General features: G+C 52.2%; 22 protein-coding genes. 4 read left to right on the top strand and 18 right to left on the bottom strand.

Features of this window, described 5'->3' with window-relative positions; genetic code table 11:
• Position 1 precedes the first annotated feature (1 nt).
• From DFP95_RS01315 to DFP95_RS01255, 13 genes are all read right to left on the bottom strand, one after another.
• The gene (locus tag DFP95_RS01315; RefSeq protein WP_342768177.1) at positions 2–1,402 is read right to left on the bottom strand and encodes a UDP-N-acetylmuramoyl-tripeptide--D-alanyl-D-alanine ligase; all 1,401 of its coding nucleotides are present in this window, start codon (positions 1,400–1,402) and stop codon (positions 2–4) included.
• Complete coding sequence (locus tag DFP95_RS01310; RefSeq protein ID WP_115990756.1) at positions 1,402–2,889, bottom strand: UDP-N-acetylmuramoyl-L-alanyl-D-glutamate--2,6-diaminopimelate ligase; 1,488 nt, start codon at positions 2,887–2,889, stop codon at positions 1,402–1,404. The genes DFP95_RS01315 and DFP95_RS01310 overlap by 1 nt, the downstream gene beginning before the upstream one ends.
• Before the next feature lie 87 nt (positions 2,890–2,976).
• Positions 2,977–4,899 carry a stage V sporulation protein D gene (locus DFP95_RS01305; protein WP_115990755.1) on the bottom strand — a complete coding sequence of 641 codons (1,923 nt, stop codon included), beginning with the start codon at positions 4,897–4,899 and terminating at the stop codon, positions 2,977–2,979.
• Positions 4,900–4,987: 88 nt separating this feature from the next.
• Positions 4,988–7,252 (bottom strand): penicillin-binding transpeptidase domain-containing protein, encoded by a 2,265-nt coding sequence (locus tag DFP95_RS01300; RefSeq protein ID WP_115990754.1) that lies wholly within the window; start codon positions 7,250–7,252, stop codon positions 4,988–4,990.
• Between the two features lie 30 nt (positions 7,253–7,282).
• Positions 7,283–7,714 carry a cell division protein FtsL gene (gene ftsL, locus DFP95_RS01295; protein WP_115990753.1) on the bottom strand — a complete coding sequence of 144 codons (432 nt, stop codon included), beginning with the start codon at positions 7,712–7,714 and terminating at the stop codon, positions 7,283–7,285.
• Between the two features lie 43 nt (positions 7,715–7,757).
• Positions 7,758–8,714 (bottom strand): 16S rRNA (cytosine(1402)-N(4))-methyltransferase RsmH, encoded by a 957-nt coding sequence (gene rsmH, locus DFP95_RS01290; protein ID WP_115990752.1) that lies wholly within the window; start codon positions 8,712–8,714, stop codon positions 7,758–7,760.
• Between the two features lie 74 nt (positions 8,715–8,788).
• On the bottom strand, positions 8,789–9,226 hold the full coding sequence (gene mraZ / locus DFP95_RS01285; RefSeq protein WP_115990751.1) for a division/cell wall cluster transcriptional repressor MraZ: 438 nt from the start codon (positions 9,224–9,226) through the stop codon (positions 8,789–8,791).
• Positions 9,227–9,353: 127 nt separating this feature from the next.
• The gene (locus DFP95_RS01280; protein WP_181907206.1) at positions 9,354–10,517 is read right to left on the bottom strand and encodes a DUF4349 domain-containing protein; all 1,164 of its coding nucleotides are present in this window, start codon (positions 10,515–10,517) and stop codon (positions 9,354–9,356) included.
• 152 nt (positions 10,518–10,669) lie between these two features.
• Positions 10,670–11,932 (bottom strand): adenosylhomocysteinase, encoded by a 1,263-nt coding sequence (locus DFP95_RS01275; protein WP_115990749.1) that lies wholly within the window; start codon positions 11,930–11,932, stop codon positions 10,670–10,672.
• A 42-nt stretch (positions 11,933–11,974) separates the two neighbouring features.
• Positions 11,975–13,624, bottom strand: a complete 1,650-nt coding sequence (gene bshC, locus DFP95_RS01270; protein ID WP_115990748.1) for a bacillithiol biosynthesis cysteine-adding enzyme BshC — start codon at positions 13,622–13,624, stop codon at positions 11,975–11,977.
• A 203-nt stretch (positions 13,625–13,827) separates the two neighbouring features.
• Positions 13,828–14,223, bottom strand: a complete 396-nt coding sequence (locus DFP95_RS01265; protein ID WP_115990747.1) for a DUF3397 domain-containing protein — start codon at positions 14,221–14,223, stop codon at positions 13,828–13,830.
• A 20-nt stretch (positions 14,224–14,243) separates the two neighbouring features.
• Positions 14,244–15,161, bottom strand: a complete 918-nt coding sequence (locus DFP95_RS01260) for a ketopantoate reductase family protein (RefSeq protein ID WP_115990746.1) — start codon at positions 15,159–15,161, stop codon at positions 14,244–14,246.
• A gap of 95 nt (positions 15,162–15,256) precedes the next feature.
• Positions 15,257–15,901 (bottom strand): RsfA family transcriptional regulator, encoded by a 645-nt coding sequence (locus tag DFP95_RS01255; RefSeq protein WP_115990745.1) that lies wholly within the window; start codon positions 15,899–15,901, stop codon positions 15,257–15,259.
• A gap of 303 nt (positions 15,902–16,204) precedes the next feature.
• Here DFP95_RS01255 and DFP95_RS01250 point away from each other — a divergent pair, with 303 nt between their 5' ends.
• Complete coding sequence (locus DFP95_RS01250; protein ID WP_115990744.1) at positions 16,205–16,441, top strand: DUF2626 family protein; 237 nt, start codon at positions 16,205–16,207, stop codon at positions 16,439–16,441.
• A 103-nt stretch (positions 16,442–16,544) separates the two neighbouring features.
• Here DFP95_RS01250 and DFP95_RS01245 read toward each other — a convergent pair whose 3' ends face one another.
• Positions 16,545–17,732: a class I SAM-dependent methyltransferase gene (locus tag DFP95_RS01245; protein ID WP_115990743.1), complete on the bottom strand. Its 1,188-nt coding sequence runs from the start codon at positions 17,730–17,732 to the stop codon at positions 16,545–16,547.
• A gap of 144 nt (positions 17,733–17,876) precedes the next feature.
• Between DFP95_RS01245 and DFP95_RS01240 the strand changes: the two genes are divergently transcribed.
• Positions 17,877–18,962, top strand: a complete 1,086-nt coding sequence (locus tag DFP95_RS01240; RefSeq protein WP_115990742.1) for a coiled-coil domain-containing protein — start codon at positions 17,877–17,879, stop codon at positions 18,960–18,962.
• 6 nt (positions 18,963–18,968) lie between these two features.
• Here the strand turns inward: DFP95_RS01240 and DFP95_RS01235 are convergent, their stop codons facing one another.
• A complete protein-coding gene (locus DFP95_RS01235; protein WP_115990741.1) occupies positions 18,969–20,273 on the bottom strand; it encodes an ABC transporter substrate-binding protein in 1,305 nt (434 codons plus the stop codon).
• A gap of 168 nt (positions 20,274–20,441) precedes the next feature.
• On the opposite strand from DFP95_RS01235, the gene DFP95_RS01230 reads away from it, so the two are divergent.
• Positions 20,442–20,912 carry a hypothetical protein gene (locus tag DFP95_RS01230; RefSeq protein ID WP_181907205.1) on the top strand — a complete coding sequence of 157 codons (471 nt, stop codon included), beginning with the start codon at positions 20,442–20,444 and terminating at the stop codon, positions 20,910–20,912.
• 26 nt (positions 20,913–20,938) lie between these two features.
• On the opposite strand, the gene DFP95_RS01225 is transcribed toward DFP95_RS01230, so the two are convergent.
• A complete protein-coding gene (locus DFP95_RS01225) occupies positions 20,939–22,270 on the bottom strand; it encodes a PhoH family protein (RefSeq protein ID WP_115990739.1) in 1,332 nt (443 codons plus the stop codon).
• 201 nt (positions 22,271–22,471) lie between these two features.
• Between DFP95_RS01225 and DFP95_RS01220 the strand changes: the two genes are divergently transcribed.
• Positions 22,472–23,035, top strand: coding sequence for a YhcN/YlaJ family sporulation lipoprotein (locus tag DFP95_RS01220; protein WP_245987279.1), 564 nt, complete (start codon positions 22,472–22,474; stop codon positions 23,033–23,035).
• Between the two features lie 19 nt (positions 23,036–23,054).
• Here the strand turns inward: DFP95_RS01220 and DFP95_RS01215 are convergent, their stop codons facing one another.
• On the bottom strand, positions 23,055–23,252 hold the full coding sequence (locus DFP95_RS01215) for a PNPOx family protein (RefSeq protein WP_115990738.1): 198 nt from the start codon (positions 23,250–23,252) through the stop codon (positions 23,055–23,057).
• Positions 23,253–23,356: 104 nt separating this feature from the next.
• On the bottom strand, positions 23,357–23,668 hold the full coding sequence (nirD, locus tag DFP95_RS01210; RefSeq protein WP_115990737.1) for a nitrite reductase small subunit NirD: 312 nt from the start codon (positions 23,666–23,668) through the stop codon (positions 23,357–23,359).
• Positions 23,669–23,686 lie beyond the last annotated feature (18 nt).

Raw genomic sequence — 23,686 nt, 5'->3', positions numbered from 1 at the left:
TTCACCCCCTGGCTCCTTTCTGCAATATCGATACGATTTCTTCCATCCTCATGCCTCTGGAAGCTTTAACGAGTACCAAATCGTCCTTCTCGAGTCGTTCAAGCAAATAATCGGCCAAAGCTTCCTTCTCTCCGAAATGCAATACGTTTCCTTCGGGAAAATTCGATTTCGCTTCCGAGTACGTATTCTTCGAAAGCGGTCCGTAGAGAAGCACCGCATCCGCCTTGGCATCGTTCAAGCCGCGTCCGATACCTCCGTGCATGGCCTCTTCCTCCGGCCCAAGATCAAGCATATCGCCTAGCACGATCCATTTCCGCCTATAGCCGGTCAGTTCGGCCACGAGATGAATGGCGGCCTTAACGGACGTCGGGCTCGCATTGTACGCGTCGTTGAGAATAAGGGCTCCGTTCTTCGCGGCGCTGCGTTCGATTCTCATGCCCGTCAGCTTCGCGGAAGCCAGTCCTTCGCGTATCTCGTCGAACGTTAAGCCCATATGCCTGCCGACGGCGATCGCGGCCAGGGCATTAATGGCGTTATGTCTTCCCGCCACCGGCAAGGCAAAGCTCACGTCCCCTTCGCCGGCTATCGAGAAATGGGTTTCTTCCGCCGTTACCCTAATGTATCTCGCGTTCCAATCGTTACCCGGATTTTCGCCGAAAGTGACGGTCTTTAGTTTGTTCAGTTCACCGTTAGCCGCGATTTCCTCGGACAACAACGGCTCGTCGCCATAGTAGAAAAGCGTTCCTCCCGGCTTCAAGCCATCCGCGATTTCCAGTTTGGCCTTGGCGATATTTCTTCTCGATCCGAGATGCAGGAGGTGCGACTCTCCGATATTCGTGATGATCGCCAGATCCGGACGACTCATCTTGGACAATAAGGAAATCTCGCCTTTAGCGCTCATTCCCATCTCCAACACGAGGATCTCCGTATTCGAAGGAGCGCGAAGTATCGTTAACGGTAAACCGATATGATTATTGAAATTCCCGTCGGTTTTATGTACGAGGTATTTGGTCGAGAGAACGGCGGATACGAAGTCCTTCGTCGTCGTCTTGCCGTTGCTTCCGGTTACCGCGACCACTTTCGCGCTCAAGCTGCCCGCATATCCGACGGCAAGAGCCTGTAAGGCGAGCAGAGTGTCCGCTACCAGAATCAACGGAATATCAATATCCGGAACCGGCAGTCCGCTGTCCCATAAGGAAGCCGCGGCTCCGGCTTCCGCCGCCGTGCGGATATAATCATGCCCGTCGTAACGCTCTCCCCTTAGAGGGACGAACAATTGACCCGGCTTTATCGTGCGCGTATCCGTCGAAACGCCCGTTAATAGCAGCCCTTCCGACGCGGATCGACCGCTTAATCCTTCGGCTCCGCTCCATTCGGCTACCGCTTGAACCGTTGCCTGCATCACTGGATTCGACTCCTTATCGCTTCTTTCGCCACGAGGCGATCATCGAAATCATGGGTAACCGCGCCGATGATCTGATAGGTTTCATGCCCTTTCCCCGCAATCAATACTACATCGCCGGGGCTTGCCATTTCAACCGCTTTTTCGATCGCGATGCGCCTATTGGGCTCAAGAGCGTACCTATCCGGTGATACGCCCGCCTCCTTCAATCCCGCTTCGATATCCTTCAGGATCGCGAGCGGATCTTCGGTTCTGGGGTTATCGCTTGTCACGATAAGTCGGTCCGCGATCTCCGACGCGATGCGTCCCATAATCGGACGTTTAGTCTTGTCGCGATCTCCGCCGCACCCAAAAACGCAGATCACTTTCCCCGTCGTTAACTCCTTGACCGTTTTCAAGACGTTCTCTAAGCTGTCGGGCGTATGGGCGTAATCTACTATAACGGAATAGGGCTGCCCCTCGTTCACCGGCTCTACGCGTCCGGGAACGCCTTCGATTCTCTCCAAGCTCCTGATAGCGTCGTCTAACTCAATGCCTTCGCAAAGAGCCGCTCCGAGCGCGGCAAGCGCATTGTATACGTTAAACTTACCGACGAGCCGCAAGTTCACTTGACGATTGCCGCGGAAAGATTCCAATGCGAACGAGGTTCCGTTCGCCGTAATGATTACATCGGACGCTTTCAGATGGGCGGCGTTATCGATTCCGTAGGTAAGCACTTCCGAGGATGTCAGCTTGGAGAACCGCGCCGACGCCTCGTCGTCGCCGTTAAGCACCGCGTATGTATGATCGGTCGGATTATCGGAATAAGTATTGCCTAGCCGCGAGAAGAAAAGTCCTTTGGCGGCTTCATAAGCTTCCATCGTGCCATGGTAGTCCAGATGGTCCTGAGTGAGATTCGTGAATACCGCGGTACGGAAGCTGCAGCCCTTGACGCGTCCTTGCTCTAAAGCGTGGGATGATACCTCCATGACGCAGCGTTCCGTTCCCGCCTCGACCATGGAACGGAATATCCGTTGCAGCTCAAGTACGTCCGGCGTCGTTCCGGACATCGGGAAGCTTCTGCCCCCGTAACGGGTTTCGATCGTGCCGATGACTCCGGCCGACACGCCGACGTCCGACCAGATCTGCTCGATCAAATAAGTCGTCGTCGTTTTCCCGTTCGTTCCCGTAATCCCGATCGGACGCAGTTTATGAGATGGCCGTCCGTAGAAGAAATCGGCGATCATGGCTAACGCCTGACGAGTATCCGGGACGATAATCTGCGTAACGTCGATCGGTAGCTCTCGAGTCGTCACGAGCGCCGCCGCTCCCATCGCTACCGCTTGGGGAGCGTAATCGTGACCATCCACCGTGTGACCGGGCAAGCAGAAGAACAAATCCCCTGTCTTGACCTGGCGGGAATCGATCTCCAGACCTTGAACGGAAATGGTAGAATCGCCGATTATTCGGGATAGCAGCAGCTGTTGAGATAATTCGATTAATTTCATATGAAATCGGCCTCCTATCGACCTTATGTACAATGTACACTCATTATGGTCCAATGACTCCCATTCATTCAAGAGAAAAAGTAAACTTTAATCCGAAGCCCCCAAGTAAATCCGGATCACCGAACCTTGGTCGACCCGCGCCCCGGCTGACGGCGCTTGACGAATGACCGTATTCCCCGTTCCAGAAGTTGCCAACTGAAAGTTCGAGTTCATATCCTCGTACAAGTCCGATACCGTCTTGCCTACCAGATTCGGAACGGTTACGATGCGCGGTTCTCCGAATTTGAACTCCTTCTCTACTTGTTCGGTTCTCGGCTTGACGCCCAAGTGCGGCAAAGCATCCGCCATAATATTGCGCACGATCGGCGCGGCGACGACTCCGCCGAACTGAATCCCTTGCGGATTGTCGACCGCCACGTAAACGACCAATTGCGGATTGTCCGCCGGAGCGAAGCCGATGAACGATACGATATGCTCGTTCGGAGAGTAACGCCCGTTCACGACCTTCTGCGCGGTCCCCGTCTTGCCGCCAACCCGGTAACCATCCAGGAAGGCCTTCGCCCCCGTCCCTTGCGCGACTACCTTCTCAAGCGCTTCTCTCACCTTCTTGGAAGTTTCCGGAGAAACGACTTGCCTAACCAGCTCCGGCTTCGTTTCCTCGAGCACCATGCCCGTCTTCGGTTGGATCCACGACTTGGACACGAAGGGTTTAAACAGCTTGCCGCCGTTAATGGCGGCCGAGACCGCGGTGATTTGCTGAATCGGCGTCACCGAAACCCCTTGGCCGAAAGCGGTGGTCGCGAGCTCCACCGGTCCGACTTGCTTAGGCTTGAACATGATCCCGTTTTCTTCGCCTTTGAGATCGATCCCCGTTTTCTTGCCGAATCCGAAATCGTAAATATAAGAGAAGAGCTTCTCCTTGCCCAGTCTTTGACCGAGAGTAACGAATCCAGGGTTGCAGGAGTTCTCCACGACTTCCAAGAAGGTCTGGCTGCCGTGCCCGCCTTTCTTCCAGCACCGAAGCTTGGCTCCCCCCACCTCGATGTAACCGGGATCATAGAAGCGTTCATGCTCCAAGTCCACTTTACCTTCTTCCAATGCCGCGGCAAGCGTTATGATCTTGAAAGTCGATCCGGGCTCATAGGTCATCCAGATCGGAAGGTTTCGATTGTACACCTCTACGGGCACTTCCTGATACTTGTCCGGCTGGAACGTGGGGCGGCTGCCCATCGCGTAAATCTCGCCCGTATTCGGATTCATCGCGATCGCGATGACGCTGTTCGCCTGATATTGCAGCATCGCCTGATCCAACTCGCGTTCCACGATGGATTGGATCGTCTGATCGATCGTCAATTGAAGCGACAACCCGTCCAGCGGAGGCATGAATTGATCCGAGGATTGCGGCATTTTGCGACCTGCGGCATCCGCCAAATAAGAGACGCTCCCCTTAAAGCCCGTCAGACGCTCGTCGTATTGAAGCTCCAATCCCGTCAAGCCTTGGTTGTAGCTGCCCGTGAACCCGAGCACGTGAGCCGCCAAATTGCGATAGGGATAGAATCGTTTATTGTCTTCCGAAACGACGATGCCGGGGAGCTTAAGAGCAAGAATCTCCTGGGCTTTCTCCGCAGTCAGCTTGCGTCCTCCCGGCTTCAGTTCGACGCTGGACTCGCGTTTGGACAGCATCTTGAACAGCAGATCCTCCGACATGCCCAGCGGTCCTGATAGCTGACGGGCCGTCTCGCGCTTGTCCTTCACTTGAATCGGAATTGCCATAATCGTCGGAGAGCTGATATTGTAAGCCAGTCGTATCCCGTTGCGATCAAGGATCTCTCCCCGCTTCGCTTGGAACGGAATATCGCGCCTCCAAGAATCCTCGGCTTTCTTCGTGATTTCCGCCCCTGCCACCAACTGAACGTAGCTGAGCCTGATAATCAGAGCCGCGAAGGCAATCACCAGAAATACCAATGCGAAATAAAGCCTCTTGCGAACCGTAACCTGCGATATTTTCAAAATGAAAAACCCCCTTTACCGGGAACGTCTGAACGTGCTTTCGCTTAGTTTCAGACTATTCCCGGGACAAGTGGGTTAGAACAAGCCATCATTCGTTGACCATTACGTCAGGCGATGCATCCGGAGACTCCGAGCCGTTATTATCGGCGGATCCTGGCGGGGCGAGCTTGAGCTGAACGATCCATTTTCCTTCGACCTTCACGGATTTCTGTTCCGTGACGTAGCCTTGGCCTTCTACCGTGCAAGTCACCTTCAGCAGCGAGCACATCTCTATCGCGTCCCTAAGGGACATCCCTTTCAAGCTCGGCACGTTGCCCGGCTTCGTATCCGTAAGCAAGTAGATTTGCTGCGAAGCCGGCAACACGCTACCGCCCTTCGGCAGCTGCTGCAGCACCTTGCTGCCTTTGCCAAGCACGCCGATTTTGAACGATCCCTGCTTCAATCGTTGGCGCGCTTGAGCGACGGTCATTCCCGATACGTCCGGGAGGGTAGCCGTTACTTCGGAGTCCTTGCCTTCCGATTCGGTCGAGTCGGCATCATCCTTCGGAGTCTTAGGCAAATTAGGCTCAATGCCCAAGTGCTTTAGGGATTTGCCCATAATATCCTTGAACACGGGTCCGGCTACGGATCCCCCTCCGGCATTGTCGACTTGCGGCTCGTCGGCAACGACGTAGAGCACGACTTTAGGATTTTCTACAGGCGCATACCCGATGAAGGAGACTACGAATCTATCCTTCGAATACTCCATGATCCCCGTTTCTTCGTTACGGACGACCTTCTGCGCGGTGCCGGTTTTCCCTGCAATTCTATAACCTGGAATATAAGCGCTCTTCCCCGTACCGATATCCTGATCGCTCACTACGGTTTCCAGATATTCGCCGACCTTGCGAGAGGATTCCTGGGATATAACCTGACGAATGACCTTAGGCTCCGTCACCTTTTTCTCGCCCGTAGCGGGATCGCTGATCGACTTCACGACATGCGGCTCCATGAGCTTGCCGCCGTTAGCCACTGCGGCTACCGCCGCGACTTGCTGGATCGGCGTTACCAGAACCTTCCCTTGTCCGAAAGTTGCCCTTGCCACTTCGCTCGGGTAATCCAAGCTGTACGGAAGCGACACTTCGTTCGGGAGCTCGATGCCCGTCTTCTGTCCAAAGCCGAAATCGTCTATATACTTGACCAGCTTCTCTTTGCCTAACATCTCGTAGCCCAGCTTAACGAAAGCGACGTTGCTAGAATGCTTTAATCCGTCAAGGTAAGTGATTTCTCCCCAGCCCGACCAGTTATGATCGTGAATCGCGCTTACGTTCGGGTAGCTGATTGCACCGGATTTGTACGTGTCGTTGGGATCGAATATGCCCTCTTGGACGGCCGCCGCCAGCGTTACGATCTTAAAAGTCGAGCCTGGCTCGTATAACGATTGTATCGCGTTATCCTTGAAAGCAGCTTGATTACTCGCGTAATCCCAATACGAGTTCGGATTATAATCCGGCATGCTCGCCATGCCGAGAATTTCCATCGTATCAGGGTCGGCGGCGATCGCCGTAATGCTGATCGGATGATACTGGTCGTAAGCCGTTTTTAGCGCCTCTTCGACGTAGAACTGAATGTCCCGATCGATGGTCAGAGTTACGCTCTTGCCGTCGACCGGTTTCTTATAGTCCACTTCTCCGTTCGGAAGCTGCGTCCGCGAACCATCCTTCTGGTATTTAAGGTAACCTTCCGTTCCGCTCAACTCTTCGTTAAGCTTCTTTTCCAATCCGTTGATCGCCTTGCCCTGTTTATCCTCGTAACCTAGAATATGCGAGGCGAGCGATCCGTATGGGTAATACCGTTTCTGGTCTTCCATGAACGTAAGGCCGACATTGTCGGCATCGATGATCTTCCTAAGCTCCTCGCGAAATGCGGACAGCCTATCCTTAATCTCTTTGTCGACCTTCCATCCGTCCGGCCGAACCTCGCGTTGATCCAGGTAATCTCCGTTTTCCTTCTTCGCGGTAATGATTTTGCGGAGATCGCTTTCCGATGTTCCGAGCACGATGTGAAGCTTGGACACGATTCTGTCCGTCAGCTTCCAGCCAGGATTCTTGGCTTCAAGCTCGGCAATGCGCTTGGGATTTACGGCGATCGTATAGGCGACGGTATCCGCGGCCAATACTTTGCCGTCGCGATCCAGAAACTGTCCCCGCTCCTGGCGGATCGTTTCGCTCGTATTCCACAAGTCCATCGCATGCTGGAAATACATTTCTCCTTTATGCACCTGCACCCAATATAACCGGAAGATTAAACCAAGAAAAAGGAGGGTAATGATCCCTCCCATCAATATCGAACGCAATTTGATTCTTTTCGTCATAGCGTAGCCCTCTTCTTTTCCCGATCATGCTTAAGGCTGCTTTATCGCAACGGCATTCCGATCGAATTTTGAAGAATTAGAATTAACGATGATTTTGTCGGTGGACGTTGTCGGAACCAGCCCGTTCTCTATCGCTTTTTCCTTGATTCTTTGAGGATCGCTCAGGCTCTCTATAGCATGTTTAAGTTCCTTCGTTTCCTCGGTCGCTTGCTCGTAGGTTTTATTCTTCGCTTGGATTTGTCCGTTGATTTGATAGATTTGCGCATAACGGAAAATAATGAATCCCGCGACGAATACGACTACGCCTACCGTAAATAAATAGAGCAGCTTCTCTCCGATCGAAATCGAACGGCGACGGTTGACTTTGGTTTTGCCCGTCGGATTCGGTTGCGTACGTTTCGGCTGAACCGTCTCTTCCTGCACGCGCTCCGGACGAAGCGCCAAGTTGCCGTAGTATGCCATGTAATTCTTGTGCCCCTCTCAGTTATATCTATAAAAGGCTCGGTTATCCGAGCTTCTCTGCAATTCGTAGCTTGGAAGATCGGGCGCGAGGATTGGCCTCGAGTTCTTCTTCCGAAGGTAAAATCGGTTTGCGCGGCGTAAGCTTCAAGCGGCCCTCGCCGCCACCGCAGACGCAAATAGGGAAATCGGTCGGACAGGTGCAGCTTGCGACTTCCTTGGCGAACGCCAATTTGCATATGCGGTCCTCCAGGGAATGGAACGTTATGACTGCTATTCTTCCTTCCGGAGCTAAGCAGTCGATGGACTGCTCCAAAGCCTCCTGGAATGCCCCCAACTCGTCGTTAACGGCAATTCGAAGCGCCTGGAAGGAACGTTTCGCCGGATGCGGTCCAGTGCGGCGCGTTGCGGCGGGAATGGAAACCTTGACGAGTTCGGCTAGCTCCACCGTCGTCTCGATCGGCGCTTTTTCCCTGGCTTTAACGATATTCGCCGCGATCTTGCGGGCGAATTTCTCTTCGCCATAGTCCCTAAGAATATTGGAAATTTCCCGCTCGTCCCATTCGTTAACGATTTCTCTCGCGGTCAACGATTGTTCGCGGTCCATCCTCATATCCAAGTCGGCATCGAGGTTGTAGCTGAATCCGCGATCCGCTTCGTCTAGCTGCGGGCTGGACACGCCAAGGTCGTATAGAATGCCGTCTACTTGCGGAACGCCGTCCTTTTCCGGGACGCCCGCTTGGCGGAGAGCCATCTTCAGGTACCGGAAGTTGCTTTTCACCAACGTCACGATATCACCGTATCCGGCTAAACGCTCCCTCGCGTTGGCAAGGGCGGTTTCGTCTTGATCCAGCGCGATCAAACGCCCCTGCGGTCCGAGCTGCGATGCGATTAGCTCGCTATGCCCTGCGCCGCCAAGCGTACAATCGACGTATATACCGTCCGGACGAATGTTCAGGCCTTTTACGGATTCTTCTTTCAAAACGGTAACGTGGTGAAACATATTCGTTGCCTCCCGGTACCCGGATATGGGTCCGTCTTTCTTTTTTATGTAGGTTTGTGCATGTTGTAAGCGACTTAGAAGTTAAAATCGAAATCGACCAGCTTCTCGGCGATTTCATTGAAGGAGTCCGCGGACTGACGGGAATATTCTTCCCATGTCGCCTTGTCCCAAATTTCTACTCTGCTGGACACGCCGATAACGGTGCACTCCTTGTCCAGCTTGGCGTAATCGCGCAAATGATTCGGTACGTTTACCCTTCCCTGTTTATCCCACTCGCATTCGGATGCGCCGGAGAACAACAGCCGGGAGAATGCCCTGGCGTTCGCCGCCATGGATGGCAGGCTTTTGATCTTCTGTTCTAGATGGGCCCATTCTTCGCGGGGATAGACGAACAAACAGCTGTCCAGTCCGCGGGTGACGATGAAGTCCGTGCCGAGAGCTTCGCGAAATTTCGCAGGGATGATAATACGTCCCTTATCATCGATGCTGTGCTGAAATTCGCCCAAAAACATTAGCTCTCCACACCTCCCCCATCTTCCACCACTTTTCACCACTCTGAACCACTTATGATGATTATTCGCGGCATAAAATAAAAATCCTGCTATATGAGCAGGATTTTAATAAATATATTTTACGGGATTAACGACCCCCGTCTTTAGGATCTTGCCCATTCGGCCCGTTCGGCTCCGACTGGGACTCCGGTTGGAGCAACTCGATTTCCATGTCGTCAGCCTTGGTAACAGGGGCGGATGTCGGATCGTTCGGCTTGTTCCATGCTTTTCTCAATTCCTCGGATGCGTTCCTTCGGGAGATCCTTCGCTTATTGACGACGTAGTATATCGGCACGCCGATTACGACAACGACGATCAACACCGGCAGCACGGCGGCGATAGCCACCAGCAATCCCTCTCCGAATTGCCTGAGCGCTTTCGCGCTGCCCGTAAGGGCGTCGGAAATGCGGTCTCCGAAGCTCTCCTTCTTCTCTTCTTTGAGAACCTCCACGATCCCGGTTCCTTGGTAAAGGCGAAGATTAATCGTGGAGAAGGCAACGTTCTGATCTAGATAGCGGATTCTCCCCTTAATCTGTTCGATCTCCTCCTGAACCCTCGCAAGCTCGTTGGAGAACCTTACGAGATCATCGCTCTTCGTGGCTTTGTCCATGAAGGCGAGCAAGCGGGTCTCGACTACCTGCCTCGCTTTGAGCCTGGCATCCAGATCGACGAACTCCTCCGTAACGTCGTCTCCCGCGACTTCCCGCTCGAACTTCAAGTTCTCTATTTTCTGCAACTTTTCCAGGAAAGGAGAGAATCCTTCCGATGGAACCTTAATGACGTAGGAGGCGCCGATCTCGTCTGTGTTCCGGCTATCCGAGAACTGAAGGACGTATGCCCCTCCGAGATGGATAAGGTCGAGCAGCTCCGCCTCGGCCGACTTGAATTCCTCCACCTTCATGACAAGGTTGGCCCGATAGATGACCTTGCGGTCGAATCCTGCATTCGCGTCCGCGATCGGGCCGATTCCTCCGCCAAAGGCGGAAGAAGAATCCGTTGTCCCGGACGAGGCTTGAGGAGCCTCCGCTTCCGAAGCGGCTTCGGAATAACTTAAGTCTTCGCTCGTGACGGATAAGGCATTTTGGTCCATCATTGCCCCTCCCTCAGCCGGTACCGCCGCCATTTGTTTCGCCGCAGCGCTCGTGTCGCCGTCATCGTTGCTGCTTGAGCAAGCCGTTATTCCCGACAGCAGCAAAACGATTGCCATTAGCAGTGCCAAGCCTTTAGAAAGACGTTTGCCCTTCCCTTTCATCCAGATCTCCCCTTTTTTGGATTCTAGAATCATAGACGCCGATGGATAGGAAAATGTTTCCTGTTATAGAAAAAAGAAAAACCGCTTATTCCCGCGAATTAATCGAAGGTATAAGCGGTTCTATGAACAAATCTATTCGGAATTATTCCCGATTAGTGGGAAGCCCAGCTATCCAAATAAGCCTTTTGCTCGTCGGACAACGTATCGATCTTAATGCCAAGCGACTCTAGCTTCGTGCGGGCTACGAGCTCATCCAACTCGTAAGGCACATTGACGACCTTGCTGCCGATGCTCTCGTAATTCTCGTTCACGTGACGCAACGCGATCGCCTGCAGAGCGAAAGTCATATCCATGATCTCCGCGGGATGTCCGTCGCCCGCGGCAAGGTTGACCAATCTGCCTTCGGCAAGCACGTAGATCTTGCGTCCGTCCTTCAGCACGTACTCTTCGATATTCCGTCGTACGATGCGCTTGGATACCGACAATGCCGCAAGCTCGACCAAATTCACTTCGATATCGAAATGGCCGGCGTTCGAGAGAATGGCGCCATCTTTCATGTTCGCGATATGCTCTCCGCGAATAACGTCTTTGTTGCCCGTAACCGTGACGAAGAACTCCCCTACCTTAGCCGCCTCTTCCATCGACAGCACCGTGAAGCCGTCCATGTACGCTTCGACGGCGCGGATGGCGTCTACTTCGGTCACGACTACGTTAGCTCCAAGACCCTTCGCGCGCATCGCCACTCCTTTGCCGCACCAGCCGTAGCCGTTAACGACGACCGTTTTTCCGGCAACCACCAGGTTCGTCGTCCTGTTAATGCCGTCCCAGACGGATTGACCCGTACCGTAACGGTTATCGAATAAGTATTTGCAATAGGCATCGTTTACGGCAACCATAGGGAATTTAAGAGATCCGTCCTTCTCCATCGCTTTCAATCGCAGAATTCCGGTCGTCGTCTCTTCCGCTCCGCCGCGAACTTGAGTTAACAAATCTTGACGCTCGGAATGAAGAATCGATACGAGGTCTCCTCCGTCATCGATGATAAGGTCTGGCTTCGTTTCCAATGTTTTGACCATGAGGTCTTTATACTCTTGCGGATCGGGATTGTACTTCGCGTAAACCGCGATTCCGTCCTCAACGAGCGCGGCGCATACGTCGTCTTGGGTGGACAGCGGATTGCTTCCCGTAATAACGACTTCCGCTCCTCCAGCTTGCACGACTTTCGCCAGGTAAGCGGTCTTGGCTTCCAAGTGCAATGAAATCGCGACGCGGAGTCCTTTGAAAGGCTGATCTCTCTCGAATTCTTTGCGAATTTGGTTTAGAACGGGCATGTGGGCTTGCACCCAGTCGATCTTAAGCTTGCCTTCGGATGCCAATGAGGGGTCGCGCACGATGCTCGTCAAAGCTGTTTTCATAAGAATAATTCCTCCATATTCGATTCTACTGTATCTATCCGCTTAGCTTCCGGATCCCGTCAAACCTTCCACTAACCGATGCCCTCCATTGCGCTCGTAGGGCACGTCGGTCCAACGCGACAGCCATTCCCAGCCGTAACGATTCCAGAAATGCACGGCCCCGTATACTCGCTCCTGCGGTTTGTCGAGCGGCGTGAGGGATTGATTGATTCTGTCCCATTGACGCAACGAGGCTTCGTGCTGCTTGGCTATCGCATCCAAGGAACGAGACTCCAAATAAGCCATTTGTTCCAGTATCTTGTCGCGATTGGTTTCAGCCAGCTTGGCAAGCCCGGGTTGAAGCGATGCTACCGTATTCCTTATGGGCTCGTAGATATCGATGAAGCTTTTCCTAGCCTGCCGGAATTCCTCTTCCAAATTCCATTCGTCCTGATCGCTGAGCCATTCCGCCTTCTTCTTTCCCCAGTCCGAAATGGCTTGCTCGACCGTCAAGGAGTATTTGGCCAATAGCTTGGTAATATTGGGCTCCAAGAAAGTAAACGATTGGCGAGAAATCAATAATGGTACGGATAAACCGAACTCCGCGAACGCCGGGGCCAGAATTCCCCAATACGCCAGTTCGGAAGGTCCCAGAACCGCTGCAAGCACAGGCAGTACGTAATCCTGCATAAGCGGCCGCGTAAGAGCGTTTGTGCTTAAGCGGTCGGGAGAGTTGGCCGTTAGTTCTAACATTTGTTCGGAAGTAAAGGCAACGTTCCCTTTCCGATCGGCGAACACGTCCCTTTCCTTATGAAGCAGCAGCCTGCCCTGCTCGTGATGCAAAAATAAATTCGCGCTACCCGGAGTGGTTTCCGCTTGCAACTCGAAGCCTTTGCTCAAGACACGGCTTTCCCCGACTTTCAGCGCGGCCTCCAGATCGTTGTTTCTGACGATCAGCTCACGGAACATCGGTCCTTCGAGCGCACGTAGCTTCGGATCGTCGGCATCGAGCAACAGTAGTCCTTGGCGCCCGAACATATCCGCGATCAAACGGGCGAAGGAAAGACTTAACGTCGGCGAATCTTCGACATGGCTTTGCAGCCGCCGAAGAAGTTCCGGTTTGTACTCGGTATCCGGCAATTGCGAGGCCAACTCCTGCAAGGCGGATTCCCACTGTTCAGCCTTAATAGGTGTTCTGCTGACCGCAAGGCGCGGTCCTTCCGGACGCTCGATCCGTACCCGTCTGATTCCGCCCTCCGCGGATTGGATATTCACGTGGTTCGCTTCGTCGAAATCATGGTCTTCTCCCGCAATCCAGAAAATCGGAACAACCGGCCTTCCAAGCCGTTTCTCCGCATCCTTCGCGGCCTGAATGACCGATAACGCCTTGTAGAAAATGAGCATCGCGCCGCCGAACAAACCCGCTTGCTGGCCTCCGACGACGACGAGACAATTCGATTGCTCTAGCTTGCTCAGCGAATTCGCGGATTCCGCGTAATGCGGCAATCGGGACTGATACTCCCTTATTACGTTAGCGACTTGTCTGAGATCCGCCCGACTCGATGCCGATGCGTCTAACCAAGCAGCCCTTTCGTGCCAATCGTTCTCTCGGGAAGGATGTCTCCCGAACAATTCGACTACTTCTGATTGTCCTATCCTGTAACGTTCCGCCATTGAGGAAGGATTGGATTCTTTTAGAGATGAAATATTCAAAGGGAAACTTCCCCCGATCTGTCGTTGTGCTATCAGATTGATTGTACACAACAGCAGAATGATCGTCAAAAGATTTACTTGGCAATGTCATTATCGGGTGGTTGTTTCTATGGCATTCGCTCAATTATACGTTTACGGTCTCCGTGACGTTCGGGCTTCGGCTTCAAGAATCAGGCTATTTGGGGTAGCAAGCCTAGGGTCGATTAAGTTTTGACGGTAGGAAAAATAAACTCCAATAACATCAAGATCACGTACAACACGGCCAAAAAGAAAAACGACAATCGCCAGACCGCGCGAAACAGCTTGTTAGCGTCTACTTTGCCCTTAATCCGGTTCTGGGCGTTACCGATCAATCCGCCGCCGATGAGCATCAACAATATCAGAAAGAAGAGTCCGAAGTTCGTATGTAATCGACTGTTCAACAAAAAGGCGACGCAACCGATCAAGAAGGCGTTCGTCACGTCCATCGCCAGCCGGAATGCCCTCTTGCGGTCGCCGCCGCGCACGGAAGCAACGATATAGACTAATAGAAACGGGATGATGGGTATCGTTGCCAAAAACGCGTAGGACTGCACTAACGCATTCCATATGGAGTTCATGGGATTCCTCTTCCCCTTAATTAATGAATGGCTTTAACAAGAGCCGTGACGGCATTGTTCCAAGGCGATTCCTTGCCTTGGCGGGCAGCCATGCGGCCGATAGCTCCGTTAATGAATTCGATTTCCGTCTCCTTGCCCGCGAGCACGTCTTGCAGCATGGACGACTCGTTGAGGGAAGTCGCTTGGCTAACGTTCAATAACGCATTCCAAAGCCCGGATTCATCGGCCGAAAGACCCTCGGAGCGTAAAATTCCGAATGTTTCCGCGAATAAGCTCCGAACGAATTCCAGCCGTTCCTTCGACTGCGTGATCTCACCGTTGCGTATGCGTAAAATCGCGGTCGTAGGATTAATGACAGCGTTGACTAGCAGTTTCCGAAGAATCTCGTCTTTCAAGTGTTTCGACAAATAAACGGATAATCCTGCCTGTTTCATCTCTCGTTCAATGAATAGAAGGTGTTCTTTGTCGACTTCTACGTCTTCGCCTAACCTCGTTTCTCCGATTCCGGTATGCCGCACGGTAGTTTCGTCGATTCTGCGAGCTCCTTCGCTCGTCACCGCAATGACGAGTTTCCTCCCAGGCAATGCTTGCTCGAGAAGCTCGGCATGTCCGATTCCGTTCTGAAGCAACACGATAACGCCGCCGACAGGGACGATCTCGGCAAGTCGGATAACAAAATCATCCTTTATCGCGGTTTGTTTCACCGCCAATAGGAGGAAACCATCGAAAGCTTTCACGTCTTCGAAGGGGCGCGCCTCGATAGGCACTAGGGTGGATGGATCGCCTTCCCGTTCCTCGATCGTTATTCCGCGAGCGTTCACCAAGGAAGCTTGTAGACGCGTTCTTGTCCATAATACGCAATCGCATCCGGAGGCCTTTAACTTCCCGGCCAGTAACAACCCTAGCGAACCGCCGCCCAATACGGCTACTTTGTTCATATAATCCCGTTCCCTTCTCCGTCTTTCCGTTAACCATACCAAAGCAAAACCCGCGAGGATAGTCCCCGCGGGTTTTGCTTGCGTACTTCCGGATATTATTCGATTCGCTCCAGGTTTCCGTTCGCGTCCATCTTGAACCTAGCCCGATCCTCGTCTACTTCCTCCGTCAGAAATGCAAGACGGCGAGCGCGATCCATGATCCGAATAAGCGCCTTGTAATCGTCGTTCACGACCCTGTAGTCCGTTTGTACTTCGTTGACTTCCTTGGATAGGCGTTCGTTAACCTCGCGGAATTCGTTGAGACGGTCATCCTTGTCCTTCAATTCCTTCTCGAGATGGCGAATTTGCCTGCTCATCTCTTGCACGGTGCTTTTCCATTGGCGCAAATAACGGATGATCGCTTCCAATGACATAGACTCGGCCGACAATAACTCCGCCTTCGCGTTGTCGCCTTCTTCGACGACTAAACGTTCCGCGCCGGAGATGGTGGAAATCCCTTGTTTTTTGAGATAATTCCGTTTTTGCCGTTGTTGCTTAGCCATGCCGATGGCCTCGTCGTATCTTTTCCGGACACAACTATTCCAACGAAAACCGCAAGCGGCAGAAGTACGGGCAATTCGTTGCCCTACTTCCTCAAAAGCGGATAATTGAGTGCTGCCTTCGCGGATGTGGCGCAGAGTAACCTCCGCCAATATCAAATCATCATCCGGACTCCATGCGTCTTGTCTCACAGCCGTCATGGGTGCCCTTCCCTCCTTAAGAATCACGTATATTTTGCTGCTTTCTTCATTTCTATGCCCGTAGTAGAATTCATAGAATCTATCGGATACTTCTATTTATATCCATTTTTCGATTCACTATACCTTTGAACGTTAAATCGCTATGCCAGAAAGCGGAATACATATATACCCGATACGCGGGAACATTAGGAACATAGCCAAAAAGTTTGCCGATTCGTCACGACTTGTTAGTTTACACTCTTTTGTCCAAACGTTATAATATGCTTTAGAAATCGTCTTGCGCGTAAGGGAGGGGAATATAACATGGCACGAATGTTTAGGGTGCTGGGCTTCTGGACACTGGTAATAGCCCTAATGGCGTTTGCGGGCGACATGTACGAATTCGCATTGTTGTTCTTTATGCAAACAGCCGTTTTCTTCTTGCTCGGATATTTGAATTTCACCGAAAGAACGTATCTCATGATGTTCTGGGGATACATGGTATTGGCGTTCCTGGGATTTACGTATTGGACCGTCTTCGAAATGGGCATCCCGGTATAGCCCTTTATCGTCCCGGCAAGTACATATGCCTACGCTAACTTAAACAATGAACTAGCAAAGAGGCTGCGCACCCGTCGACAAGACGCGGGCGGCAGCCTCTTTTTCATGTTCTTACGAGAATTTGTACCTTGAACAATTCGCTCATTCCGTCGGACAGCAGAAGCTGGCGAATGGCACGATTGCGCCTGACCATGGGATGGAACGGATCCGTTATCGCATGGGCGCTCAGCTTCTGGAGAATTCCGGAATCTACCAGGAACTTCTTCTGCGATCCGTACCACCTTTCGGTCCATCCATGAATGGCGGCAATTCGGCGAATATGGCTGAAGTTGACGTGCGAGGTCAAATCTTGTTCGCCCGGCGCTTCGAAAGGATCGTTATGAGCGCGATGCTGGCGGTAGCAGAGCATAGTACCGTCCATTCGGTGCGGTGCTATCAACTCCTCGGTTTCGTCGCCGTAATCGATGATGACCAGGATCGCGCGTTCCAAGCGCTCCGACAGATCGGCAACCCAGTCGGCGGCATCCAGGTTAACCTCGAAGGTTTGATTATCGAGCAACGCGATTTGCTCATCTCGAACCCATTCCGGAAGACGAGGATTCGTCGGCTCCATCAGGCATCGGACGAATCCGCCCCCTGCTTCATTCAACGCGACTCCCCACTCCTGCAACTTTCCATCCCGCCATACAAGGCGATGAACGGGAAACGCGTCTAGCAACTCGTTCGCCACGATGATCGTAGGTTGCTCGCCCATCGGGATGTTGACTCCCGTTTCGTTATCGAGCACGCGTGCCTTGCCCGCTTCTATGTATGGCTCTAGCTCCTCGAATGCCAGCCGTCGATGCTCCGGATTTCCCTCTACGACCGTGAGCGTGAATCCTTTTAATCCCCTCTCCGGCCCCGGCCCGTCATCCCCTATCCCGTTCCACGAATCCATCATCTGTCTTCCTAACCGTCCCGTTCCGCCTCCCCAATCCAAGACGTTTACCGACTCTTCCCCGGGAAACCACTGCTCGGCAAGGCGAGACAACTCCGAAGCAAGCTGATCTCCCATCAATTCGCCTACGTAAGCGCTCGTATAGAAATCCCCGTTCCGGCCGACTTTCGAAGATCCCGAACGATAATAACCAAATTCGGGATGATAGAGACAAAGCGTCATATAATGATAAAAGGAGATCGCGGACAACTTAGAGCCGTTTTCTAATCTCCCGGCGAGGATGCTGTTTCGTATCGAATCCTCTATAATGGCAAAGAGAGGCGTTTGGGCGAAAGCGGTCTTAACGGAGTCCAAATGGTTCACACCTTCCACTGGTCATTTTGTCATATCATAATAACATAGGATCAGACGACGCGCCGCTCGTCCGGCTAACGACGACCGTTCAGAGCCCTTATGAGTGCCCTGACGAGTAGCATCACGGAAAAGGAGGGATCCCCGATGCGTCGCTTGCTTATGGCCCTGCTGGGGATTGCGGCCATACTGTTATTCATCCCCCGCGCCGGAGCGCTTTGGCCGGTCAACGCCGAACCCCTTCCGGAAGAAACGAGAAAGCTTCTGGAAAAAAGCTTGTCCGTCGTGGAAATCGACAGGGAAATCGAGAGAATATCCGGACTGAAGGGTAAAACCCAAACCGATATCGAGAACAACGAACATAAACTCTCCGAGCAAGAAATCGCGATAGCCGTACAGCGAGAGAAAGCCGGACGGGTTCTTAGATCCTATTATATGGGGTACAAGGATTTCTGGTTATCCGCCTTGTTAAACGCAAACTCCCTGCCGGATCTCCTTAAGGTGTGGGATACGATGGACATGATCGTTCAGTCTGACCACAAGACGATGGACGGCTACGCAGCCGAATATCTGAATCTTAAAAAAGGTTACGATCAGCTGCGCCATGACAAAGAAGATTTGGCCGCGGTCGAGGAGCAGCTCGTCACCCAGCGGGAACGAATTCTAACCTTGCAGAACGAACTCGACCAATCCCTCGAGGCTAGCGGTGATCAGCAGATGTTGCTCCGACTTATGGACGAACTGCAGGCTTATTGGCGAAACGTAGGCCTTTACGAGGTAAAGCAGCACTTCAAAGCGCTGGCGGAAGCGATGGGGAATTTGCCCGATTACGTCAAGAACACTCCCGGCATCATACAAACCAATGGTCTCAAAACAAAATTAACTTTAACCGATACGCAATTAAATGAATTCCTACGTTCGGAAGACAGCCGTTTCAATGACTTCTCGTTTTCTTTCGATAACGATCTGTTGACGATGGAAGGGGATAACGGCAATATTCAGGTGAAAATTCAAGGTCGATATACGCTCGAAGAAGAACCTGAAAATGCCATTCGGTTTCACGTGGATACGCTAGTATTTAACGGATTGACTTTACCCGATACAACTAGGGCGGATTTGGAGAGGGAATTCGATCTTGGGTTCTACCCGCAGAAGCTTATTAAATTCGTTAAAGCCACGAGCGTCGAGATGAATGACGGCAAACTAATCGTACAGCTCGCGATCGGCGGTTAATTACGATTATTCATTGCCTTTTTCTTCCGACCAGTCCGTCTTGAATTGTTCTGCCTCAATCGCGCCCGTGGACAATCTGCTCCACAGAGCGGCCAGTTGCTCTAAACGTTCGGGAAGCTCCGGTCCCGTATATAATGGCGGCTGGTTCGGAAAGGTTTGCCCGGTTCTTCCCGGTAACAGATTGCCTAAAGTACGATCTGAATCGTATAACGACCGGTAGACGGGGAGGATTCCCCACTTCTCCCTATTGAGCCGTTGATTTCGATCGTTCGTCATCTCCGAAATCCAAGTATAGGCCGCTTCTTCCGCTGCCGTATCGGATGAGATGGCGAAGCTGCTTCCGCGCGTCCATACATAAGGCAACTTCCAGGAATGTCTATCGACCTCGAGCTTAGGCTCGAGGTTCGACCTCGGCTCTTCCATCCACTCGGAGGCCAAAGAATTAGGAACGATTGCCGCGAGAGTTTTCCCTCCATTAAGTAAAGCTTCGGCCTCTTCAATTCCGCTTACGAACCGTACGTTAGCTTTGTACTGGTCTATTACCGTTAACGCCTGCCCGAATGGCGTGTCCGTCCATGGCTTTTCCTCTTCATCCCAAATTCCATCGCTTCTTTCCGCGGTGGCGTTCTCTAACCAGGATAAGAGCGAGAGAGGGTCGTTGCGGTCTATCGTTAACCACGAGGGCAGATCCGTTTCCGCCGCTTGCGCGCTCATGGTTGCGAGATCGGTCCATTGCTCGATCGTTAACGGCAGGGCGACGTCCTCGCCTAACCATTGATGTAGCAAGTCCATGTTCCATATGAGGACGAACGGATCCATCGCGCGCGGCACTCCCCACAAATAACCGTTCCATTTCAACGGAGCCGTCACGGCGTCGAACTGCTCGGTTAACGCCTTGCCTTCGTAAGCGGCATCCGCCGGAAGCAAGAAGCCCGAAGAAGCGAACTCCTTCACCCATTCATTGGATAGCAGCATGATATCGGATGCTTCGTCCAACTCCGAAGCGTTCTTATACGCGCGATATGCCTGCTTGGGATCTACCCGGGTCAATTCGACCATAATATCGGGATGCCTTAACGTAAACTCATCGTTCTGCAAGACTAACGCATTGAATTCCGGTTCCTCAAGCGCGACGTCTACGGTCAAATGCGATACTTCGCGCGCGACAACAGGCTCCTCGGTGGCCAAGGTCTCCCCTTTGGGCACTGGAACGACGGTTGCGGGAGACGACGGAACGTTCGCCCACGGAGATAAGAACAATACCATTACGCATAACAACAGGAACACCAAGGCCGATTTACGACGGGCCACAGTCTCACCTTTTTCATCGTAACTTATAGATCGCTTTATTCATGATAACAGGACATCGCCCGCATGTCTCGCTTTTTCAGAAAGCGCTTTATCGGTTATGCTAAGAAGGAAGCATTTAATAGGAAAGTAGGAATCCCGATGAACCCTCGACGTTTAGCAGGACTGGACATGCAATTACCCGAAGGCAAAATTCCCGGATTTTACGCTCAAATCGTAAAAGGTATCGCGGAGCGCGCGCCTTTGTTCGATCGTTACAAGGAGCTGCTAATTTTCGATTCGGAGGAGCATTTGCCTCCCGTTCTGGAGCTGCTTAATAAATATAAGGTAACCTCGGAGCGTTGCGAGTTGCTCTTGCTGCCTCCGGAAGGATTGGTCCAAGGAGATTTGTACGAGGATTATGCCATCGTGACCCGCAACGAGAATGTATACATGGATCTAGCTCTGACGGCCCTGTTCTCCCTGAACAAAGCAAAGCCGGAAGCGGAACCCGCCCCGGCTTTGCTGCAGTTAAAGGAACATTTGATCGGAAGCCTGTCGATCGACGGCGCTGACGTCTATATGATCGACCGACAGCTTACCGAATTAGCGGAGCGGATCGCGGTCGCTTACGGTTGCGGCGTTACTTGGCGTTACGAATAAATAGACGCCGTTGCCGACCGTTAAGATTACAATCTTTCCGTCGCCAGCTGCGCTAGACGCGAACGCTCTCCCTTCTCCAAAGTAACGTGACCGCTTATGCCCTCTTCCTTGAATCTTTCGACCAGATAAGTCAATCCATTGCTTTGCGAATCCAAATAAGGGTGATCGATTTGCTCCGGATCTCCGAGCAGCACGATTTTGCTGTTTTCTCCGACTCGGGAAACGATGGTCTTTACTTCGTGTTTGCTTAAGTTTTGCGCTTCGTCGATAATGATGAACTGCCCCGGAATGGATCGGCCGCGAATATACGTCAAAGCCTCGACTTGAATGCTTCCCATTCCCATCAGAATCTTATCGAGATCTCCTGATTTCTTCGTATCGAATAGAAACTCCAAATTGTCGTAAATGGGCTGCATCCACGGACGCAGCTTCTCTTCTTTCTCCCCGGGCAAATATCCGATGTCTTTGCCCATCGGAACGACCGGACGGGCAATCAGAAGCTTCTTGAACTTGTGCTCGTCTTCCACCTTCATCAAGCCGGCCGCCAAAGTAATCAGCGTCTTGCCCGTACCCGCGCGTCCGGTTAACGTGACCAAGGGGATATCGTCGTTAAGAAGCAATTCCAACGCCATGCGCTGTTGAGCATTTCGCGCGGTGATTCCCCATATCGGGTCATTGCTCATATGGAGAGGCTCCAGCCGGTGCCCGTCTGAGGTTACCTTAAGCAATGCGGATTTGGAAGTACCGAGCTCATCCCGCAAAATGACGAACTCGTTAGGGTTCAATTTCACTTTGATACCTAATTGGTTCACTCCGAGATATCGAGTGGAATAAAATTCATCGATAACGGATGGATGAACGTGCAACGTCAGATGCCCCGTATATTGATCCGAGATGGATACGGTTTGGTCCGACAGGTAATCTTGGGCGATAATTCCGAGCACGTCGGCCTTGACTCGGACGAGCACGTCTTTGCTTACGATAATAACCGGCCTTGGATCGCCGCTTTCCAATTCTTCCATATGATAATTCAACGCCACCGCGAGAATCCGGTTGTCGTTAGTCATTTCCCCGAACAATTCCTGCACTCTCACGAATCGGCGGTGATTCATTTCCACCTTTAGCAACCCGCCGTTTGGAAGCATTACCCCGTTATGCAATTGCCCCAAAGCCCGCATGCCATCCAACTCGCGCGATATATTTCGGGCGTTTCTCCCGATTTCGTCGGCTAGCCTTTTCTTGGAATCGATCTCTTCGAGTACGACGGAGGGAATAATAACTTCATTGTCATCGAAAGCAAACAAGGAGAGCGGGTCATGCAGCAATACGTTCGTATCCAGTACATAAATTTTACGCATGGTGTTCCCTCCCGGTTCGGCGATTTGGCCTCTTACGCGACTTGGAAAAAAGTTTTCCCTGCTGTGAACTTTACATAGGGATCGGATGACAGGGAACAATACAACCATCGAATGCTCTCTCCAGTATTAGCCGAACGCTACATGATTCGCTAACCGCCTCGGCTAGTGCGGGCATCCCTCCAAACCAGGGTGGTGACAACATTGAAGCTATATCGAATAATCGCTTACGCTACCTCATTGCTCGTGGTGACAACATTGGCAACGGGTATCGCAGGCTGTGGTACCAAACAATCGGCGCCGGCTCCAACGGATAATCGGGTGCGAACCCTGACTACCAACGACGCGCCAGCGAAAAGGAAAATCGACAATCCCAAGAAGGTTGCCGCCCACCTGGAATCGTTGGCTCGCGGCGTGGAAGGCGTGAAGGATGCCAACTGCGTCGTATTCGGCAAGTATGCGATCGTCGGCATTGACGTTGACAAGAAAATGGAAAGATCTCAGGTCGGAACGCTTAAATATGCGGTTGCCGAGGCTTTCCGCAAAGATCCCTACGGGATCGATGCCATCGTCACGGCCGATCTCGACCTTGCTCAGCGCGTTAGGGAAATCAGGGTCGACGTCAAGAACGGACGTCCGATCTCCGGTTTCGCGGAAGAGCTTTCCGACATGATCGGAAGGGTCATCCCGCAAATTCCGCGAAATATCATTCCGCCGAAAGCCCCGGAAAACATGGGGACAAGCTCGCTGAACAAGCTCAAAAAGTGACAAAAAGCCCAGTGATTCCTCACTGGGCTTTTCTCATGGCAGCGAACGCTTGGATATCCAAGCGGTTAGCGGCTCTAAGATCATATGTTTTCTCGTCCCAAGAAATCGTGCTTGAAGTCGGACTGCCGTCTTCGGTGTCGGTATGCAGGAGAACGAAATCCTCTTTCTGCAATTGTACGAATGGAGCTTCGGTAAGAGAAGTATTCGTTTCCGCCACCCGCAGCCCTCCTAAGTGGATTTCCTAGCTTCATTATATCATATGCAAAATGAGTTTCCAACGGACTTTCGCATGCATCCGCGCAGAACATCTTTCCTCAAAACTTACATCGTGATGAAGATCGAACCGTTAACGGGATCGACTTCTACCGCGAACGTCGTAACGCAACCGTCGTCTGGCTCTTGCGCTTTTCCGCTATAAAGATCGATTTTCCAGTCGTGCAACGGGCAATGAACGACCTTGCCGCAGACCATGCCTTCGGACAATGCGCCTCCTTTGTGCGGACATTTATTCTCGACGGCGAGCACTTCCTCGTCCGATAACTTGAACAATGCGATATCCACGTCTTGAATACGAACGGTGCGAGAGCCTTTGCGATCGATCTCGTTGATTTTACCGACAAGGTGTTTGGCCATTGGCTCTGCACCTTCCTT

It is taken from the genome of Cohnella lupini (assembly GCF_003386205.1).
Classification (GTDB): domain Bacteria; phylum Bacillota; class Bacilli; order Paenibacillales; family Paenibacillaceae; genus Cohnella; species Cohnella lupini.
The sequence above is the reverse complement of the archived record's forward strand: the minus strand, read 5'-3'. Positions and strand labels throughout refer to the sequence as shown.

What these genes read in the sequence shown, in the direction of transcription:
- DFP95_RS01315 (WP_342768177.1), bottom strand. Translation starts at nt 1,402, where the DNA reads ATGCAGGCAACGGTTCAAGCGGTAGCCGAATGGAGCGGAGCCGAAGGA.
- DFP95_RS01310 (WP_115990756.1), bottom strand. Translation starts at nt 2,889, where the DNA reads ATGAAATTAATCGAATTATCTCAACAGCTGCTGCTATCCCGAATAATC.
- DFP95_RS01300 (WP_115990754.1), bottom strand. Translation starts at nt 7,252, where the DNA reads ATGACGAAAAGAATCAAATTGCGTTCGATATTGATGGGAGGGATCATT.
- ftsL (WP_115990753.1), bottom strand. Translation starts at nt 7,714, where the DNA reads ATGGCATACTACGGCAACTTGGCGCTTCGTCCGGAGCGCGTGCAGGAA.
- rsmH (WP_115990752.1), bottom strand. Translation starts at nt 8,714, where the DNA reads ATGTTTCACCACGTTACCGTTTTGAAAGAAGAATCCGTAAAAGGCCTG.
- mraZ (WP_115990751.1), bottom strand. Translation starts at nt 9,226, where the DNA reads ATGTTTTTGGGCGAATTTCAGCACAGCATCGATGATAAGGGACGTATT.
- DFP95_RS01280 (WP_181907206.1), bottom strand. Translation starts at nt 10,517, where the DNA reads ATGAAAGGGAAGGGCAAACGTCTTTCTAAAGGCTTGGCACTGCTAATG.
- DFP95_RS01275 (WP_115990749.1), bottom strand. Translation starts at nt 11,932, where the DNA reads ATGAAAACAGCTTTGACGAGCATCGTGCGCGACCCCTCATTGGCATCC.
- DFP95_RS01265 (WP_115990747.1), bottom strand. Translation starts at nt 14,223, where the DNA reads ATGAACTCCATATGGAATGCGTTAGTGCAGTCCTACGCGTTTTTGGCA.
- DFP95_RS01260 (WP_115990746.1), bottom strand. Translation starts at nt 15,161, where the DNA reads ATGAACAAAGTAGCCGTATTGGGCGGCGGTTCGCTAGGGTTGTTACTG.
- DFP95_RS01255 (WP_115990745.1), bottom strand. Translation starts at nt 15,901, where the DNA reads ATGACGGCTGTGAGACAAGACGCATGGAGTCCGGATGATGATTTGATA.
- DFP95_RS01250 (WP_115990744.1), top strand. Translation starts at nt 16,205, where the DNA reads ATGGCACGAATGTTTAGGGTGCTGGGCTTCTGGACACTGGTAATAGCC.
- DFP95_RS01240 (WP_115990742.1), top strand. Translation starts at nt 17,877, where the DNA reads ATGCGTCGCTTGCTTATGGCCCTGCTGGGGATTGCGGCCATACTGTTA.
- DFP95_RS01230 (WP_181907205.1), top strand. Translation starts at nt 20,442, where the DNA reads ATGCAATTACCCGAAGGCAAAATTCCCGGATTTTACGCTCAAATCGTA.
- DFP95_RS01225 (WP_115990739.1), bottom strand. Translation starts at nt 22,270, where the DNA reads ATGCGTAAAATTTATGTACTGGATACGAACGTATTGCTGCATGACCCG.
- nirD (WP_115990737.1), bottom strand. Translation starts at nt 23,668, where the DNA reads ATGGCCAAACACCTTGTCGGTAAAATCAACGAGATCGATCGCAAAGGC.